Here is a 16,363-nt window from a genome sequence, read left to right on the forward strand (position 1 = left end):
CGGTGAAAGCTACCCCACCCGGGACAGGGGCGGGAGGGGGGACGAACACGAAGAGTGCTCAGGTATGCGCTGGTCAGTAACGCGAAATGCGCTCACATGGGGAAGGGTCGGACAGAAAGCTGACGGTTGCACGGGTTTCGGTCCCGCAATCTCCACTGAATCTGTACGACCCGATTACGCCCTTCTGCTCTGTTGACAGGCCCGTCCGAAGGGTGTGCGGTCGGCCCCCGGCGTCAGCGCCTGACCCTCTCTTCCGTCAGCGTCCCGACGGCCCGATCCGTCACCGGGCCCCGGCCACCGCGGGCCGGCCTGACCAGCGCCCCACCGACTACGGCCGTCAGCCCGGCGACCACCCCCGCCCGGTCGAGCCCCGTCACCAAGGGAACGCACGGCCGCGCCGCGTGCCCGGCTCCGTCGGTCAGGTCCCCCGCCGCTGCAAGCGTTCCCCGCCCGCCAGGATCGCCGCCGCCAGGGCGTCCGCCGCGCCCTGGGCCGAGGTGCGGCGGCGGCCGTGGACGAGGACGAAGTCGACGTGGCCGAGTTCCGGCAGCTCTGCTCGCTCCGGTGCCCGTACCAGGCCCGGCGGGATCAGTCCCCGGGAGTGGGCCATCACGCCGAGGCCGGCGCGGGCCGCGGCGATCAGGCCGTTGAGGCTGCCGCTGGTGCAGGCGATGCGCCAGGCCCGGCCCTGGCGTTCCAGGGCCTCCAGGGCGAGCGCCCGGGTGATGCCGGGCGGGGGGTACACGATCAGCGGCACCGGACGGTCCGGGTCGAGCCGCAGTCGTTCCGCGCCGATCCATGACAGCTCGTCGCGCCACACCAGCCGGCCGTGCGGGTCCTCGGGGCGCCGCTTGGCCAGCACCAGGTCCAGTTTCCCGGCCACCAGTTGCTCGTGCAGCGTGCCCGACAGCTCGACCGTCAGCTCCAGGTCGACCTCGGGATGGTCGTAGCGGAAGCCCTCCAGGATCTCCGGCAGCCGGGTCAGCACGAAGTCCTCCGACGCGCCGAAACGCAGCCGGCCGCGCACCCGGGTCCCCGTGAAGAACGCCGTCGCCTGCTCGTGCACCGCGAGGATCCGGCGCGCGAAGCCGAGCATCGCCTCGCCGTCCTCCGTCAGCTCCACCGAGTGCGTGTCCCGGCTGAACAGCTGCCGCCCGGTGGCGTCCTCCAGACGGCGTACGTGCTGGCTGACGGTGGACTGGCGCAGGCCGAGGCGCTGGGCGGCCTGCGTGAAGCTGAGCGTCTGGGCCACCGCGAGGAACGTACGCAGCTGGGACGGGTCATACACAAGCTCAGGTTATCGCGCAACATGATGACAGTCAGAGTGGTATGCAGGATTCCCGATCAAGGGCCGCGGGAGGACGATGGGAGGGGCCCTTCCGGGCCCACGAACACGCACACGCACACGCACCAGGACAATCAGCAAGTGGAGCACCGTGAAACGCCTGCGATGGCCGAGTTGGATGCCGATCGACCCCTACATCCTGCTGCTGCTCGGGACGGTGGGCCTCGCGGCCCTGCTGCCCGCGCGCGGGACGGGCGCCGATGTGGCCTCCGGCGCCTCCACGGCCGCCATCGCCTTCCTCTTCTTCCTCTACGGCGCCCGGCTGTCGACCCGTGAGGCCCTGGACGGGCTCAAGCACTGGCGGCTCCACGCCACGGTGCTGGCGTGCACGTTCGTCGCCTTCCCGCTGCTGGGACTGGCCGCCCGCGGACTCGTGCCGGTGTTCCTGACCCACCCGCTCTACCAGGGCCTGCTCTTCCTCACCCTGGTCCCGTCGACCGTCCAGTCCTCGATCGCCTTCACCTCGATGGCCCGCGGCAACGTGCCCGCCGCGATCTGCGCCGGCTCCTTCTCCTCCCTGGTCGGCATCGTCGTCACCCCGCTGCTCGCCGCCGCCCTGCTCGGCAGCGGCACCGGCGGCTTCTCGGCCGACTCGCTCCTGGAGATCGTGCTGCAGCTGCTGGTGCCGTTCCTCGCGGGGCAAGTGCTGCGCCGCTGGATCGGAGGGTTCGTCACACGTCACAAGAAGGTCCTCGGTCTGGTCGACCGCGGATCGATCCTCCTCGTCGTCTACACCGCCTTCAGTGAGGGCATGGTCCAGGGCATCTGGCACCAGGTGAGCCCCGTCCGGCTCGCCGGTCTGCTGGTCGTCGAGGCCGTCCTGCTCGCCGTGATGCTCACCCTGACCTGGTACGGCGGCAAGGGACTGCGCTTCGGCCGGGAGGACCGGATCACGATCCAGTTCGCCGGCTCGAAGAAGTCCCTCGCCGCCGGGCTGCCGATGGCGAGCGTCCTGTTCGGCGCGCAGGCCGCGCTGGCCGTGCTGCCGCTGATGCTCTTCCACCAGATGCAGCTGATGGTGTGCGCGGTCATCGCCAAGCGCCGCTCGCGCGATGTGCCCGAGGAGGTCACCCCGTCGGCACCGGCCGCAGCGTCACGAACCGCGGTCGGTACAGGGACACATTCCGGCTGAGCTGCGCCGCGGCGCCGGTGGGCTCCAGCCAGTTCACGTCGTAGCTGAGCACCAGCCGCCCGCCGGCGCTCAGTTCGGGGTGCGCCTGCGGGTTGTACGCGGCGACCTGGCCGGGCGGCAGCGCGGGGGTGAAGCCCTTCGCCGGGCCGCGCCAGGGGCCGGTGGGGGAGCAGGCCCAGTACGACGTCACCGTGGTCAGCCCCCGCGTCCCCGCGGCCATCGTGAACAGGAGGTACGTCCCGCCCCGGCGCACCACCGAGAACGCGCTGCCCACCCCGGTGCGCCGCCCGTCCCCGAGTACGGCACCCGGACGGGCGCGCGCCACCCAGGCGGAGCCGTCCCAGTACTCCCAGGCGGCGGGATCACCGAGCCCGCCCGCGGGCACCCGCGCCACGTACGCGTGTGAGGCGGGGCGGGACGCGGCCTGACCGTCGTCGCCGCCGAAGACGTAGGTCCAGTCGCCCCGTTCGACCAGCGTGGTACCGAAGAGCACCCGCCGGGACGGATCCTGGACAAGCTGCTGGTCGAGCACCTTGACGACGGACTCCACCCGCAGGTCGGGCAGCGAGAGCGTGGCGACCTCGGTGGCGGTGGGCACCCCGAACACCCACGGCGCCGCGCCCGCCGTGCGCACCCACAGCAGCACCCGCAGGACCTGCTCGGACGATCCGGGGGAGCGGGGCTCGACGCGGGCCGCGACCGGCCAGCGCCACTGGCGGGGGCCCGGGTCGGGGAAGAGAGGGGCGGGGAGCGTGGTCTCCAGCCGGCCGTCGCGCATCACGACGGCCGAGTTGCGCACCAGGGGCGCGGTGCCGTCCCGCCAGGCGTAGGACTCGCCGACCGGGTTCGGCGGGCCGTGCACCTGGCCCAGGTAGGTGTCCGAGAACAGCCACAGCAGCCGGCCGTCCGGCAGCCGCACCGAGTGGGTGCCGTCGCCGCCGGTCCAGTCGTCGGCCCGGGTGGCGTCGTCGCCGTAACGGGCGAACTCGGTGGTGAGGCGGTCGTCGGCGGACCACGCGCCGACGGTGTGCGCGGCGCAGCCGTCGGCGTTCCCCCGGTCGTCGTCGGGGAACGCGCTGAGCAGCACGGCCGCGAGAGCCAGGGCCAGCAGTATGCCGAGCCCGGCTCCCGTTCGCTGTCGTGCTCGTACGTCCTCGGGCACCCTCCGGGACGTTAGCGGCTGTCACTCGTCGGGTCCATGGGCAGCCACAGCACGGTGTCCGTCACGGGGGCCGTTGCGGCGCCGGGTTCCGCGTCGGTGCTCGCCCCGCCGTCACCGGCCGAACGGGACCAGTTCACGGGCCTGTTGGTCCGGATTTCCGGTACGGAGGGCTGGCGGCGGATAACGTTCCGTCATGACCGCACCCCACACCGCCGATTCCGGCCTGGCGCTCGATCCCGCGCGCACCGCCCTCGTACTCGTCGACCTGATGGAACGCATCGTCGCGCTGCCGCTCGAACCCCTTAAGGGAACCGAAGTCCTCGCCGTGGGTGAGGAGTTGGCCGCGGCATTCCGGGCGGCCGGCGCGCGTGTCGTCGTGGTGCGTGTCGAGCGTCCCGGCGTCCCCGAGCAGCCGCCCGGCAGCGGGCTGGTGACCGGTCTGGCCCGGGAGGGCGACGTCGAGATCGTGAAGCGGACGATCGGCGCCTTCCACGGCACGGGCCTGGACGAGCGTCTGCGTGAACTCGGCGTCACCACACTCGTGTTCGGCGGTATCGCCACCAACCTCGGTGTCGAGTCCACCGCCCGCGCCGCCTCGGACCTCGGCTTCGACCTCGTCTTCGTCGAGGACGCCATGGCGGCGCTCACCTCCGCCGAGCACGAGGCGTCGGTACGGCTCGACTTCCCGCGCCTGGGCACGGTGGTGACGGCGGCCGAGGTGCGCTTCGTCTGAGCGCTCGACCCGGGCCGGGCGCCGGAGTGAGGCGGAGCCCCTGCGGCGCAGGGGGCGCTCCCCGCCGTTCGGGGCCCCGCCGCCGTGTAGCGGGGGGAACCGGTCAGCCCTGGGCGGCCGCGGCCCGCAGGGCGATGCGGTCCTCGCCCGCGTACACGTTCATGGAACTGCCTCGCAGGAATCCGACCAGGGTCAGGCCCGTCTCGACGGCAAGGTCCACGGCCAGGGAGGAGGGCGCGGACACCGCCGCGAGCACCGGAATGCCCGCCATCACGGCCTTCTGCGCCAACTCGAAGGACGCCCGGCCCGACACCAGCAGGATCGTGCGGGACAGCGGCAGGTCCCCGTTCTGCAGGGCACGGCCGACCAGCTTGTCGACCGCGTTGTGCCGGCCAACGTCCTCCCGGACGTCGACCAGCTCCCCTTCCTCGGTGAACAGGGCCGCCGCGTGCAGACCCCCGGTCCGGTCGAAGACCCGTTGGGCCGCGCGCAGCCGGTCGGGGAGGCGCGCGAGCAGTTCCGGTTCGACACGGACCGGGGGAGTGTCGGAGATGGGCCAGCGGGCCGTCGTACGGACGGCGTCGAGGCTCGCCTTTCCGCACAGTCCGCAGGACGAGGTGGTGTAGACGTTCCGCTCCAGCGTGATGTCGGGTATCGGCACGTCCGGCGCCGTCCGCACGTCCACCACGTTGTACGAGTTGGAACCGTCCACCGTCGCGCCCGCGCAGTAGACGATGTTCAGCAGGTCGGACGCGGCGGCCAGCACCCCCTCGCTCACCAGGAAACCGGCGGCGAGCGCGAAGTCGTCGCCCGGCGTGCGCATCGTGATCGCCAGCGGCTTGCCGTTCAGCCGGATCTCCAGTGGTTCCTCGGCGACGAGCGTGTCCGGGCGGCTGGAGACCACCCCGTCCCGGATCCGGATCACCTTGCGTCGTTCCGTGACTCGTCCCATGTCCTGATCAGCCCCGGTTCTGTACGTGCTGGTAGCCGAAACGGCCCTTGATGCAGAGATTGCCGTGGGTCACCGGGTTGTCGTGCGGCGAGGTGACCTTCACGATCTCATTGTCCTGCACGTGCAGCGTCAGATTGCAGCCCACTCCGCAGTACGCGCACACCGTGGTCGTCTCGGTCTGTGCCGACTCGTCCCAGGTACCCGCCGCCCGCAGGTCGAACTCCGACTTGAAGGACAGCGCCCCCGTGGGACACACCTCGATGCAGTTGCCGCAGTAGACGCACGCCGAGTCGGTGAGCGGGGCGTCGTGCTCGACGGCGATCCGGGCGTCGAAACCGCGGCCCGTGACGGAGATCGCGAAGGTGTTCTGCCACTGGTCGCCGCAGGCGTCCACGCACTTGTAGCAGAGGACGCACTTGTCGTAGTCGCGGACGTACAGGTCGTTGTCGATCTTCGGTTCCTCGTCGAGCCGGGCCGCGTCCGGGCCGAAGCGGTCCGGTTTCGCCTCGTACTCCTTGATCCACTCGGCGACCTGGGGGGTGGTCGACAGGTCGACCGAGGAGGCCAGCAGTTCGAGGACGATCTTGCGGCTGTGCCGGGCGCGTTCGGTGTCGGTCCGCACCTCCATACCGGGTTCAGCCTTGCGGGAGCAGGCCGGGACGAGGGTCCTGGCCCCCTCGACCTCGACGACGCAGACCCGGCAGGCGTTCTTCGGGGTGAGGGTGTCGCCCTGGCAGAGGGTCGGGATGTCCTTCCCGGCCGCCCGGCAGGCGTCGAGGATCGTCGACCCCTCGGGCACCCTGGCCTCCTCCCCGTCGATCGTGAACTCCAGCAGACGGCGGGGAATCCCCAACGGTGTCACGGTCATTCGTACGCCCCCAGACGGTCGATGGCGGATTCCACGGCGTTCCACGCGGTCTGTCCCAGACCGCAGATCGAGGCGTCGCGCATCGCTCGGCCCACCTCCCTGAGCAGGGCGATGTCATCGGCCGCGGCGGCGCCCGTGCGGTCCACGATCCGGTGCAGCGCCTCCTCCTGGCGCACGGTCCCGACCCGGCACGGCACGCACTGCCCGCACGACTCGTCCCGGAAGAACTCGGCGATGCGGAGCAGCAGACGGGGCAGGGGGATCGTGTCGTCGAAGGCCATCACCACCCCCGAACCGAGGGTGGTGCCCGCCTCCCGGGTGCCTTCGAAGGTGAGCGGGATGTCCAGTTCGTCCGGCCGTACGAAACCGCCGGCCGCCCCGCCGAGCAGCACCGCCCGCAACCCCCCGCGCACCCCGGCGAGGGCGAGCAGCTCGCCCAGCGTCGCACCGAACGGCAGCTCGTAGATCCCGGGCCGCTCCACGCTGCCCGACACGCAGAACAGCTTCGGCCCGGTGGAACGCTCCGTGCCGATCGCCGCGTACGCCGGGGCGCCCATCGTGAGGATCGGCCCCACGTTGACCAGCGTCTCGACGTTGTTCTCGACCGTGGGCTTGCCGAACAGGCCCTTCTCGACCGGGAAGGGCGGCTTCGAGCGCGGCTCGCCCCGGTGGCCCTCGATCGAGTTGAACAGGGCGGTCTCCTCACCGCAGATGTACGCGCCCGCGCCACGCCGGATCTCTATGTCGAAGGCGTAGCCCTGGCCGAGTACGTCGTCGCCGAGCAGACCCCGGGCGCGCGCCTGGTCGAGGGCGTGCCGCATCCGGCGGATCGCCCGCGGATACTCACCGCGGAGGTAGAGGTGGCCCCGGTGCGCGCCGGTCGCGTACGCCGCGATCGTCATCGCCTCCACCAGCGCGTACGGATCGCCCTCCATGAGCACGCGGTCCTTGAAGGTGCCCGGCTCGGACTCGTCGGCGTTGCACACCAGGTAGTGCGGATGGTCGGGCTGGGACGCCGTCGCCTGCCATTTGCGGCCGGTGGGGAAGGCGGCGCCACCACGCCCGACCAGGCCGGAGTCGGTCACCTCGCGGATCACCCCGGCGGGACCCAGCTCGAAGGCCCGGCGCAGCGCGGTGTAGCCGCCGTGGGCGCGGTAATCGTCGAGGCTCGCGGGATCGACGACGCCGACGCGGCGCAGCAGGGTCAGCGAGGGGTCGCCCGCCTGCGGCACCGCCATCGCCGCGGACGGCTCCTCGGGGGCCGAGTCGGGTGCGCTCGCGGCGAGTACGGCCCGGTGTACGGTCGCCGGCGCCGAGACCGCCGTACGCACCGGATCGCCGGCCTTGATCGCGAGTGCCGCCGGAGCCCGTTCGCACAGGCCCAGGCAGGGGCCGCGCTCCACCAGGACACCGCTGCCGGGGCCCAGCCGGGACTCGATCCCGGCGCACAGCTCGGACGCCCCGGCCGCCGCGCACGCCAGGTCCGTGCACACGTGCAGCACGGTCGCGGGCCTGGGTCTCACGGAGAACATCGCGTAGAAGGTGGCCACCCCGTACGCCTCCGCGGGCGGCACCGTCAGCCGCCGGCACAGATAGCCCAGGGCGCCCTCGCTGATCCAGCCGATCCGGTCGTTGATCGCGTGCAGCCCCGGCAACAGCTGGTCGCGGCGGTCCCGGGCCGCGCGACCTCCACGGGCCCACCTCAGGTCGGCGGCCCTCATCTCATCGCGGTCGGCCCCCTCCCAGGAGGACTCGGGCGGGCCCAGCAGCGCGTCGACCGCGGCCCGCTCCTCGTCCGTCGGTTTGCTGTCACCGAAGTGCAGGTCCACTGCCTCACCTCACGTAGGTCACGACCGGAAGCTTCTCGATGCGGATCGCCGACGCCTTGAACTCCGCCGTCCCCGCGATCGGGCAATTGGCCTCGATCGTCAGCTGGTTGGTGTCCACCTCGTCGGGAAAGTGCATGGTCATGAAGGCCAGCCCGGGCCGCAGGGCGGTGTCGATCCACACCGGCGCGACGACCGCGCCGCGCCGCGAGCTGACCCGCACCTCCTCACCGACCACGACTCCGTACCGTTCGGCGTCCTCCGGGCACAGTTCGACGAACTCGCCGCGCCGGAGCGGGGAGGCGAAACTCCCGCTCTGGACACCGGTGTTGTACGAGTCGAGCCGTCGGCCGGTGGTCAGCCGGATCGGGTACCGCTCGTCGGTCAGATCGACCGGGGGATCGTGCTGGACGAGCCCGAAGGGGGCGAGCCGGCCGCGTTCGACCGGGTCGGACTCCCACAACCGGCCGTGCAGATACGTCGGTTCGATCCTGTCGGTGTCGGGGCAGGGCCACTGGATGCCCTGGTGCTCCGCCAGACGGTCGTACGTCATCCCGTAGTGGTCCGGGGAGACCGAGCGCAGCTCGTTCCAGACAGCCTCCGAGTCGGCGTACTTCCACTCGTGGCCGAGCCGTGCGGCCAGTTCGCAGATGATGTCGATGTCCTCGCGTGCCTCACCGGGCGGGGTGACGGCCCGGCGGACCCGCTGAACGCGCCGCTCGCTGTTGGTGGTGGTGCCGTCGGTCTCGGCCCATCCCGCGGTGGCGGGCAGGACGACGTCCGCCAACTCGGCGGTTCTGGTGAGGAAGATGTCCTGCACGACGAGGAAGTCCAGCTGGCTCATGCGCCGCACGGCCTGCTCGCTGTCGGCCTCCGACTGCGCCGGGTTCTCGCCGATGCAGTAGACCGCCTTGAGCGTGCCCTCCTCCATCGCCTCGAACATCTCGGTCAGGTTCATGCCGTAGTGGGGCTGGATGACGGTGTCCCACGCGGACTCGAACTTCAGCCGGGTGCCGGGGTCGAGGATGTCCTGGAAGCCGGGCAGCCGGTTGGGGATGGCGCCCATGTCGCCGCCGCCCTGCACGTTGTTCTGGCCGCGCAGGGGCTGCAACCCCGAGCCGTAGCGGCCGACGTGCCCGGTCAGCAGGCAGAGGTTGATCAGCGCGCGGACGTTGTCGGTGCCGTTGTGATGCTCGGTGATGCCGAGGGTCCAGCACAGCTGGGCACGCTCGGCGCGGGCGTAGGCGTGCGCCAACTCCCGGATGGCGGCGGCCGGTACACCCGTCACCTTCTCGGCCAGGGACAGCGTCCACGGCTCGACGAGCTCGCGGTACTCCTCGAAGCCGCTGGTCGCACGCTCGACGAACGCCTCGTTCGCCAGCCCCGCGTGGATGATCTCGCGGCCGATCGCGTGCGCCATCGGGATGTCCGTGCCGACGTTCAGGCCGAGCCAGCTCTCCGCCCACTCGGCCGTGGACGTCCGGCGTGGGTCGACCGCGTACATGCGGGCGCCGTTGTGGACGCCCTTCAACACGTGCTGGAAGAAGATCGGATGCGCGAAGCGGGCGTTGGAGCCCCACATCACGATGACGTCGGTGTGCTCGATCTCCTCGTACGAGGACGTCCCGCCGCCCGATCCGAAGGCGGCGGAGAGGCCGGCGACGCTCGGGGCGTGACAGGTCCGGTTGCAGGAGTCGACGTTGTTGGTGCCCATCACGACACGGGCGAACTTCTGCGCCACGTAGTTCATCTCGTTGGTGGCGCGGGCGCAGGAGAACATCCCGAACGCGCCGCGCGCCGCCCCGATGCCGCGCGCCGCCCGGTCCAGGGCCTCCTCCCAACTCGCCTGCCGGAACGGCTCGTCGCGCGAGTCCCGGACCAGGGGGTGGGTGAGCCGGGTGTAGGTCTTCGGGGTCCGTTCGCGTTTCCTCATAGGACGCTCCTCATAGGACGCTCCTCATACGACGCTCTCCGTACGCACTCCTCATGCGGCGCTCCGCAGCGCGAGCAGGTCCGAGATGGCGTGCACGGTCCGCAGGGTGGGCACCTGGACGCCGGTGATCTCCGCCAGTTCGACGACGGCCGCGAGCAGCACGTCGAGTTCCAGCGGCTTGCCGCGCTCCAGGTCCTGGAGCGTGGAGGTGCGGTGGTCGCCGACCCGTTCGGCGCCCGCGAGACGGCGCTCGATGGAGACGCCGACCTCGCAGCCGAGGGCCTCCGCGACCGCGAGCGTCTCGGACATCATGATCTCGATGACCTTGCGCGTGCCGCCGTGCAGGCACATCTGCCGCATGGTGGCGCGGGCCAGCGCGCTGATCGGGTTGAAGGAGATGTTGCCGAGCAGCTTGAGCCAGATGTCGTTGCGCAACTCCGGCTCCACCGGGCACTTCAGACCGCCGGCCCGCATGGCCTCGCTGAAGGCCAGACAGCGTGCCGAGATGCCGCGGTCGGGCTCGCCGACGGAGAACCGGGTTCCTTCGAGGTGCCGTACGACTCCCGGCCCCTGAAGTTCGGTCGCCGCGTAGACCACGCAGCCGATGGCCCGTTCGGGCGCGAGCACCGCACTGACCGCGCCGTTCGGGTCCACGCTCTCGACGCGGTGGCCGTCATGCGGGCCGCCGTGCCGGTGGAAGTACCACCAGGGGATGCCGTTCTGGGCGGCGATCACCGCGGTGGAGTCGTCGAGGAGAGGCTCGATCAACGGCCCGCACGCCGCGTACGAGTTGGCCTTCAGGCCCAGGAGGACGAAGTCGACCGGGCCGATCTCGGCCGGGTCGTCGGTGGCATGGGCACGGGCGGTGAAGTCGCCGCGCGGGCTGAGCACCCGTACTCCGTGCCGCCTCATGGCCGCCAGATGCGGTCCACGGGCGACAAGATGCACGTCGGCGCCCGCGCGGTGGAGCGCGGCACCGACATAGGCGCCGATGGCTCCGGCGCCGAGTACTGCGACTTTCATGCGAGGAAGCTCCGTTCGGTCGAGGGTACCGAGGAACTGTCGAACTGTGTCGACGAAATATTGTCTACAGTATGGAAGTTGGAGCAGCAAGGGTTCGCGCAGGACCGGGGGCGACGGGACGGACGCGAAACCGGTCGGTCTGACCGTTCGGCGCGTTCTGGATACCGTTCATCGCACACCGTCGACGCGCCGCCTTCTCAACTCCTCGCCGACTTCCTACCGTCGGGGATCATGAGTCCCCCAGTCGCACCCCCGGGATGGAGCCGCTGGCTGGTCCCGCCCGCCGCCCTCTCGGTCCACCTCTCCATCGGCCAGGCCTACGCCTGGAGCGTGTTCAAGCCGCCCCTCGAATCAGCCCTCGACCTCAGCGGCACGCAGAGCGCGCTGCCGTTCCAACTCGGCATCGTCATGCTGGGCCTGTCGGCCGCGTTCGGCGGCACGCTCGTGGAGCGCAACGGACCGCGCTGGGCGATGACCGTGGCGCTGATCTGTTTCTCGTCCGGCTTCCTGATCTCCGCCCTCGGCGCGGCCACTGAGCAGTACTGGCTGATCGTCCTCGGCTACGGGTTCGTCGGCGGCATCGGCCTCGGCATCGGCTACATCTCCCCGGTCTCCACGCTGATCAAGTGGTTCCCGGACCGGCCCGGTATGGCCACCGGCATCGCCATCATGGGCTTCGGCGGCGGCGCGCTCATCGCCTCGCCCTGGTCGGCCCAGATGCTGGAGTCCTTCGGCAGCGACAGCTCGGGCATCGCGCTCGCGTTCCTCGTCCACGGGCTCACCTACGCCGTCTTCATGACCCTGGGCGTGCTGCTGGTGCGGGTGCCGCGCTCCGAGAAGCCGGTCGAGGGGGCGCCGAGCGCCCTCGCGGGCCCGCAGGTCGCCGCCCGCAGCGCCGTGCGCACCCCGCAGTTCTGGTGCCTGTGGGTCGTGCTCTGCATGAACGTCACCGCCGGCATCGGCATCCTGGAGAAGGCCGCGCCGATGATCACGGACTTCTTCGCGGACACCTCGACCCCGGTGTCGGTGTCGGCCGCGGCCGGCTTCGTCGCCCTGCTGTCGGCGGCCAACATGGCCGGCCGGATCGGCTGGTCGTCCACCTCCGACCTGATCGGCCGCAAGAACATCTACCGCGTCTACCTGGGCGTGGGCGCGGTGATGTACGCGCTGATCGCGCTGTTCGGCGACTCGTCGAAACCGCTGTTCATCCTGTGCGCGCTGGTGATCCTGTCCTTCTACGGCGGTGGGTTCGCCACCGTCCCCGCCTATCTGAAGGACCTCTTCGGGACCTACCAGGTCGGCGCGATCCACGGCCGGCTGCTCACCGCCTGGTCCACGGCCGGCGTCCTCGGCCCGCTGATCGTGAACTGGATCGCCGACCGGCAGGAGGACGCCGGCAAGCACGGCTCGTCGCTGTACGGCCTGTCCTTCGTCATCATGATCGGGCTGCTCGTCGTCGGCTTCGTCGCCAACGAACTCGTACGGCCCGTCAACGTCCGTCACCACATCCCCGCACCGAGGCAGGAGGCCGTCGATGTCCAGCGACAGCAGTCAGAGTCCGCCTGACAGGCGGGGGCTGATCGCCTTCGCCTGGCTGTGGGTGGGGGCGCCGCTCGCCTACGGCGTCTACGAGCTCGTACAGAAGGTGACCCAGTTGTTCACCGGGTGACCGTTCGGGAAGTGTTCGGGATATGTTCGGGCGCCCGAGGGGATGACGGAAGTGACAACCTCGGCGCCTGTTTCCTGTGGCATTACCTGCCGTCGTACCCGCGAGTCACTGATCAGACTGGAAGATCCCGCTACCTGAGGCAACGAGGGGGATCCACCCATGAACGGCTCGCGCATCACGGCCGTCGGTCACTACCAGCCCGCCAAGGTCCTCACCAACGAGGACCTGGCGGGCATGGTCGACACCAACGACGAGTGGATCAGGAGCCGGGTCGGCATCCGCACGCGCCGCATCGCCGGCCCCGACGAACCCGTCGACGAGCTCGCCGCCCACGCCGCCGCCAAGGCGCTCGCGGCGGCCGGCCTCGCCCCCGGCGACATCGACCTGGTCCTCGTCGCCACCTCCACCGCGATCGACCGCTCCCCGAACATGGCCGCCCGTGTCGCCGCCCGGCTCGGCGTCCCCTCGCCCGCCGCGATGGACATCAACGTCGTCTGCGCCGGTTTCACCCACGCGCTGGCCACCGCCGACCACACCATCCGCGCGGGAGCGGCGACCCGCGCACTTGTCATCGGCGCCGACAAGATGTCCGAGGTGGCCGACTGGACCGACCGCACCACCTGCGTGCTCGTCGGCGACGGGGCGGGGGCCGCCGTCGTGGAGGCGGCGGCACCGGGGGAGGAGCCCGGGATCGGGCCCGTGCTGTGGGGATCGGTACCCGAGATGGGGAACGCGGTGCGGATCGAGGGGCAGCCCGCGCGGTTCGCGCAGGAGGGGCAGAGCGTCTACCGGTGGGCCACCACCCGGCTGCCGCCCCTCGCCCGCCAGGCCTGCGAGCGGGCCGGACTCGCCCCCGCCGACCTCGCCGCGGTCGTCCTCCACCAGGCCAACCTGCGCCTCATCGAACCCCTCGCGGAGAAGATCGGCGCCGTGAACGCCGTGGTCGCCCGCGATGTCATCGAATCCGGCAACACGTCGGCCGCGAGCATCCCGCTCGCGTTCTCCAAGCTGGTGGAGCAGGGCGCGATCTCCACGGGGGACCCCGTGCTGCTCTTCGGCTTCGGCGGGAACCTGTCGTACGCCGGGCAGGTCGTGCGCTGTCCCTGAGCACGCGGCACGTCGAGGTGTGACGAGAACGACTCCCCGTTTCCGTGGCCCCTGTGCGCCGTAGACTGTAGACGAAAGACAATCGATACTGGGTGTCCGCTGACACCGGCTTCACAGCTGTGGTGCACGGCCCGCCGAGGAGGGGGACCGCGATGCTGTCGACAGGACTGCCGCAGGGTGCAGTGCCCAAGCTCGAACGACCCGGCCCGCTGCGCGACCGTGTCTACGAGGCGCTGCTCGAACTCATCACCACCCGTGCACTGCAGCCCGGCCAGCATCTCGTCGAGAGCGAACTCGCCGGACACCTCGGGGTCTCCCGGCAGCCGGTGCGGGAGGCGCTGCAGCGGCTGAACACCGAGGGCTGGGTCGATCTGCGGCCCGCCCAGGGCGCCTTCGTGCACGAACCCACCGAGGACGAGGCCGACCAACTCCTCACCGTGCGCACGCTGTTGGAGGCCGAGGCCGCCCGGCTCGCGGCGGCGAACGCGGGCAGCGCCGGCATCACCGCCCTGGAGGAACTGTGCGCGGAGGGCGAGAAGGCGGTCGCCGCGGACGACGTGGACGGCGCGGTCGCCATGAACGCCCGCTTCCACGCCACGATCATGGAGCTCGCCGGCAACGCGGTCCTCGCCGAACTCGCCGCGCAGGTCGACCGCCGGGTGCGCTGGTACTACACGCCGGTCGCACGGCAGCGCGGGAGGGAGTCCTGGATCGAACACCGGAACCTGATCGCCGCGATCGCCGAGCGTGACGAGCAGGGCGCCACCGAGCTGATGCGGGAGCATACGGAGCACACGCGGCGCTCGTATCATGCGCGTCAACGGGCGTAGTTTCTACGGGAGTTGGCCTGCGGGGGTTGGCCTACAGGTGGTTGCCCACGAGCGTGGGCCCACGGGTGTAGGTCCCCGGGTGTTGGTCTACGAGTGTAGGCCCACGAGCGTTGGCCCACGGGTGTTGGTCTACGGGTGTTGGTCTACGGGTGTTGGTCTACGGGTGTTGGCTCACGAGCGTGGGCCCACGGGTGTTGGTCTACGGGTGTTGGCCCACGAGCGTAGGCCCACGGGTGTAGGTCCCCGTGTTGGTCTACGGGTGTAGCCCACGAGTGTTGGCCCATGCCGGTAGGCCCACGGGTGGTGGCCGCCTCCCCGACGTCTCTCCGTTCAGGAAGCGCCGGTCACTTCGAGGAGCCGGCCCGCGTCCCTCCCTCCTCCCGCCCCGACCGCGGTCGGCCCCGGCGCCGTGCCCATCCTGCGATGCCGGTCCGAGTGGCACCAGGGCGCGTAATCCCCCGAGGGCCTTTGTCCTGTGAGTGGAGAAAGTTCGCAGCAATCTGTGCACAGCTTCTTCCCAGGTTCGGCAGCCGCTGCTACGTTCCCCTCGAAAGCACCACAGCAGGCGGCCGATTGAGGCGGGGAGGGGCTCGTGAGACGCATGACGGCACGACCCGCGAACGCCCACCAGGCCCGGCTGCTGAAGCTCTTGCGTGACGGCGGCCCCAACTCCCGTGCACAGCTGGGAGATCAGGTCGACCTCTCGCGGTCCAAGCTGGCCGTGGAGGTGGACCGGCTGCTGGAGACCGGCCTGGTGGTGGCCGACGGACTCGCCGCCTCGCGCGGTGGCCGCCGCTCCCACAACATCCGGCTCACTCCAGGCCTGCGATTCCTCGGCGTGGACATCGGCGCGACCTCGGTCGACGTCGCCGTCACCAACGCCGAGCTGGAGATCCTCGGTCATCTCAACCAGCCCATGGACGTCCGCGAGGGCCCGGTCGCGGTCTTCGAGCAAGTCCTGTCCATGGCCGCGAAGTTGAAGGCGTCGGGACTCGCGGAGGGTTTCGACGGCGCCGGAATCGGCGTCCCGGGACCGGTCCGCTTCCCCGAGGGCGTACCGGTGGCTCCGCCGATCATGCCGGGCTGGGACGGCTTCCCCGTACGGGAGGCGCTCAGCCAGGAACTCGGCTGCCCGGTCATGGTCGACAACGACGTGAACCTGATGGCGATGGGGGAGATGCACGCGGGCGTCGCACGCTCCGTGGGTGACTTCCTCTGCGTCAAGATCGGCACCGGCATCGGCTGCGGCATCGTCGCCGGCGGTGACGTCCACCGCGGGACGACGGGCAGCGCGGGCGACATCGGACACATCCAGGCCGTGCCCGACGGACGCCCCTGCGCCTGCGGCAACCGGGGATGCCTGGAGGCCTACTTCAGCGGGGCCGCCCTGGCCCGGGACGCCGTCGACGCGGCCCAGCAGGGGCGCTCGGCGGAACTCGCGACCCGACTGGAGGCGAACGGCGGCCTCACCGCCATCGACGTCGCCGCAGCGGCCGCCGCGGGCGACGCCACCTCGCTCGACCTGATCCGCCAGGGCGGCGACCGCGTCGGTCAGGTCATCGCCGGCCTGGTCAGCTTCTTCAACCCTGGCCTGGTGGTGATCGGCGGCGGGGTGACCGGCCTCGGTCACACCCTGCTCGCCGCGATCCGCACCCAGGTCTACCGCCAGTCACTGCCACTCGCCACCGGCAATCTGCCCATCGTGCTGGGGGAGTTGGGCCCCACCGCCGGAGTGATCGGCGCGGCCCGCCTCATCAGCGACCACCTGTTCTCACCCGCCTAG

General features: G+C 71.0%; 15 protein-coding genes. 7 read left to right on the plus strand and 8 right to left on the minus strand.

Going from position 1 to position 16,363, the window contains the following annotated elements; genetic code table 11:
- Positions 1–418: 418 nt before the first annotated feature.
- Positions 419–1,288 carry a LysR substrate-binding domain-containing protein gene (locus tag AB0H86_RS29800; protein ID WP_362445413.1) on the minus strand — a complete coding sequence of 290 codons (870 nt, stop codon included), beginning with the start codon at positions 1,286–1,288 and terminating at the stop codon, positions 419–421.
- A 175-nt stretch (positions 1,289–1,463) separates the two neighbouring features.
- Between AB0H86_RS29800 and AB0H86_RS29805 the strand changes: the two genes are divergently transcribed.
- Positions 1,464–2,477: a bile acid:sodium symporter family protein gene (locus AB0H86_RS29805; protein ID WP_362445643.1), complete on the plus strand. Its 1,014-nt coding sequence runs from the start codon at positions 1,464–1,466 to the stop codon at positions 2,475–2,477.
- On the opposite strand, the gene AB0H86_RS29810 is transcribed toward AB0H86_RS29805, so the two are convergent.
- Positions 2,413–3,639 (minus strand): DUF4185 domain-containing protein, encoded by a 1,227-nt coding sequence (locus tag AB0H86_RS29810; protein WP_362445416.1) that lies wholly within the window; start codon positions 3,637–3,639, stop codon positions 2,413–2,415. The two genes, AB0H86_RS29805 and AB0H86_RS29810, sit on opposite strands and share 65 nt — an antisense overlap.
- 11 nt (positions 3,640–3,650) lie before the next feature.
- Entirely contained in the window at positions 3,651–3,776 is a 126-nt protein-coding gene (locus AB0H86_RS29815) for a hypothetical protein (RefSeq protein WP_362445419.1), read from the minus strand.
- A 56-nt stretch (positions 3,777–3,832) separates the two neighbouring features.
- Between AB0H86_RS29815 and AB0H86_RS29820 the strand changes: the two genes are divergently transcribed.
- Entirely contained in the window at positions 3,833–4,372 is a 540-nt protein-coding gene (locus AB0H86_RS29820) for an isochorismatase family protein (RefSeq protein ID WP_362445422.1), read from the plus strand.
- 103 nt (positions 4,373–4,475) lie between these two features.
- Here the strand turns inward: AB0H86_RS29820 and fdhD are convergent, their stop codons facing one another.
- From fdhD to AB0H86_RS29845, 5 genes are read right to left on the minus strand one after another with little or no spacing between them, the layout of a single operon-like run.
- Positions 4,476–5,324 (minus strand): formate dehydrogenase accessory sulfurtransferase FdhD, encoded by an 849-nt coding sequence (fdhD, locus tag AB0H86_RS29825; protein WP_362445425.1) that lies wholly within the window; start codon positions 5,322–5,324, stop codon positions 4,476–4,478.
- A 7-nt stretch (positions 5,325–5,331) separates the two neighbouring features.
- Positions 5,332–6,192, minus strand: coding sequence for a 2Fe-2S iron-sulfur cluster-binding protein (locus tag AB0H86_RS29830; RefSeq protein WP_362445428.1), 861 nt, complete (start codon positions 6,190–6,192; stop codon positions 5,332–5,334).
- Positions 6,189–8,021 carry an NADH-ubiquinone oxidoreductase-F iron-sulfur binding region domain-containing protein gene (locus tag AB0H86_RS29835; protein WP_362445431.1) on the minus strand — a complete coding sequence of 611 codons (1,833 nt, stop codon included), beginning with the start codon at positions 8,019–8,021 and terminating at the stop codon, positions 6,189–6,191. The genes AB0H86_RS29830 and AB0H86_RS29835 overlap by 4 nt, the downstream gene beginning before the upstream one ends.
- 4 nt (positions 8,022–8,025) lie before the next feature.
- A complete protein-coding gene (locus tag AB0H86_RS29840) occupies positions 8,026–9,951 on the minus strand; it encodes a molybdopterin-dependent oxidoreductase (protein ID WP_362445433.1) in 1,926 nt (641 codons plus the stop codon).
- 51 nt (positions 9,952–10,002) lie between these two features.
- Entirely contained in the window at positions 10,003–10,974 is a 972-nt protein-coding gene (locus AB0H86_RS29845) for a 2-dehydropantoate 2-reductase (protein ID WP_362445436.1), read from the minus strand.
- A 231-nt stretch (positions 10,975–11,205) separates the two neighbouring features.
- Between AB0H86_RS29845 and AB0H86_RS29850 the strand changes: the two genes are divergently transcribed.
- The 5 genes from AB0H86_RS29850 (at position 11,206) to AB0H86_RS29870 (ending at position 16,363) form a co-directional block, all read left to right on the plus strand.
- On the plus strand, positions 11,206–12,540 hold the full coding sequence (locus AB0H86_RS29850) for an OFA family MFS transporter (RefSeq protein WP_362445439.1): 1,335 nt from the start codon (positions 11,206–11,208) through the stop codon (positions 12,538–12,540).
- Positions 12,509–12,643 carry a hypothetical protein gene (locus tag AB0H86_RS29855; RefSeq protein WP_362445442.1) on the plus strand — a complete coding sequence of 45 codons (135 nt, stop codon included), beginning with the start codon at positions 12,509–12,511 and terminating at the stop codon, positions 12,641–12,643. The genes AB0H86_RS29850 and AB0H86_RS29855 overlap by 32 nt, the downstream gene beginning before the upstream one ends.
- 159 nt (positions 12,644–12,802) lie before the next feature.
- Positions 12,803–13,750 (plus strand): beta-ketoacyl-ACP synthase III, encoded by a 948-nt coding sequence (locus AB0H86_RS29860; protein WP_362445445.1) that lies wholly within the window; start codon positions 12,803–12,805, stop codon positions 13,748–13,750.
- 152 nt (positions 13,751–13,902) lie between these two features.
- Positions 13,903–14,580 carry a GntR family transcriptional regulator gene (locus AB0H86_RS29865; protein WP_362445448.1) on the plus strand — a complete coding sequence of 226 codons (678 nt, stop codon included), beginning with the start codon at positions 13,903–13,905 and terminating at the stop codon, positions 14,578–14,580.
- Between the two features lie 601 nt (positions 14,581–15,181).
- The gene (locus AB0H86_RS29870) at positions 15,182–16,363 is read left to right on the plus strand and encodes an ROK family transcriptional regulator (protein WP_362445451.1); all 1,182 of its coding nucleotides are present in this window, start codon (positions 15,182–15,184) and stop codon (positions 16,361–16,363) included.

The organism is Streptomyces sp. NPDC050997 (assembly GCF_040660135.1).
Lineage (GTDB): Bacteria > Actinomycetota > Actinomycetes > Streptomycetales > Streptomycetaceae > Streptomyces.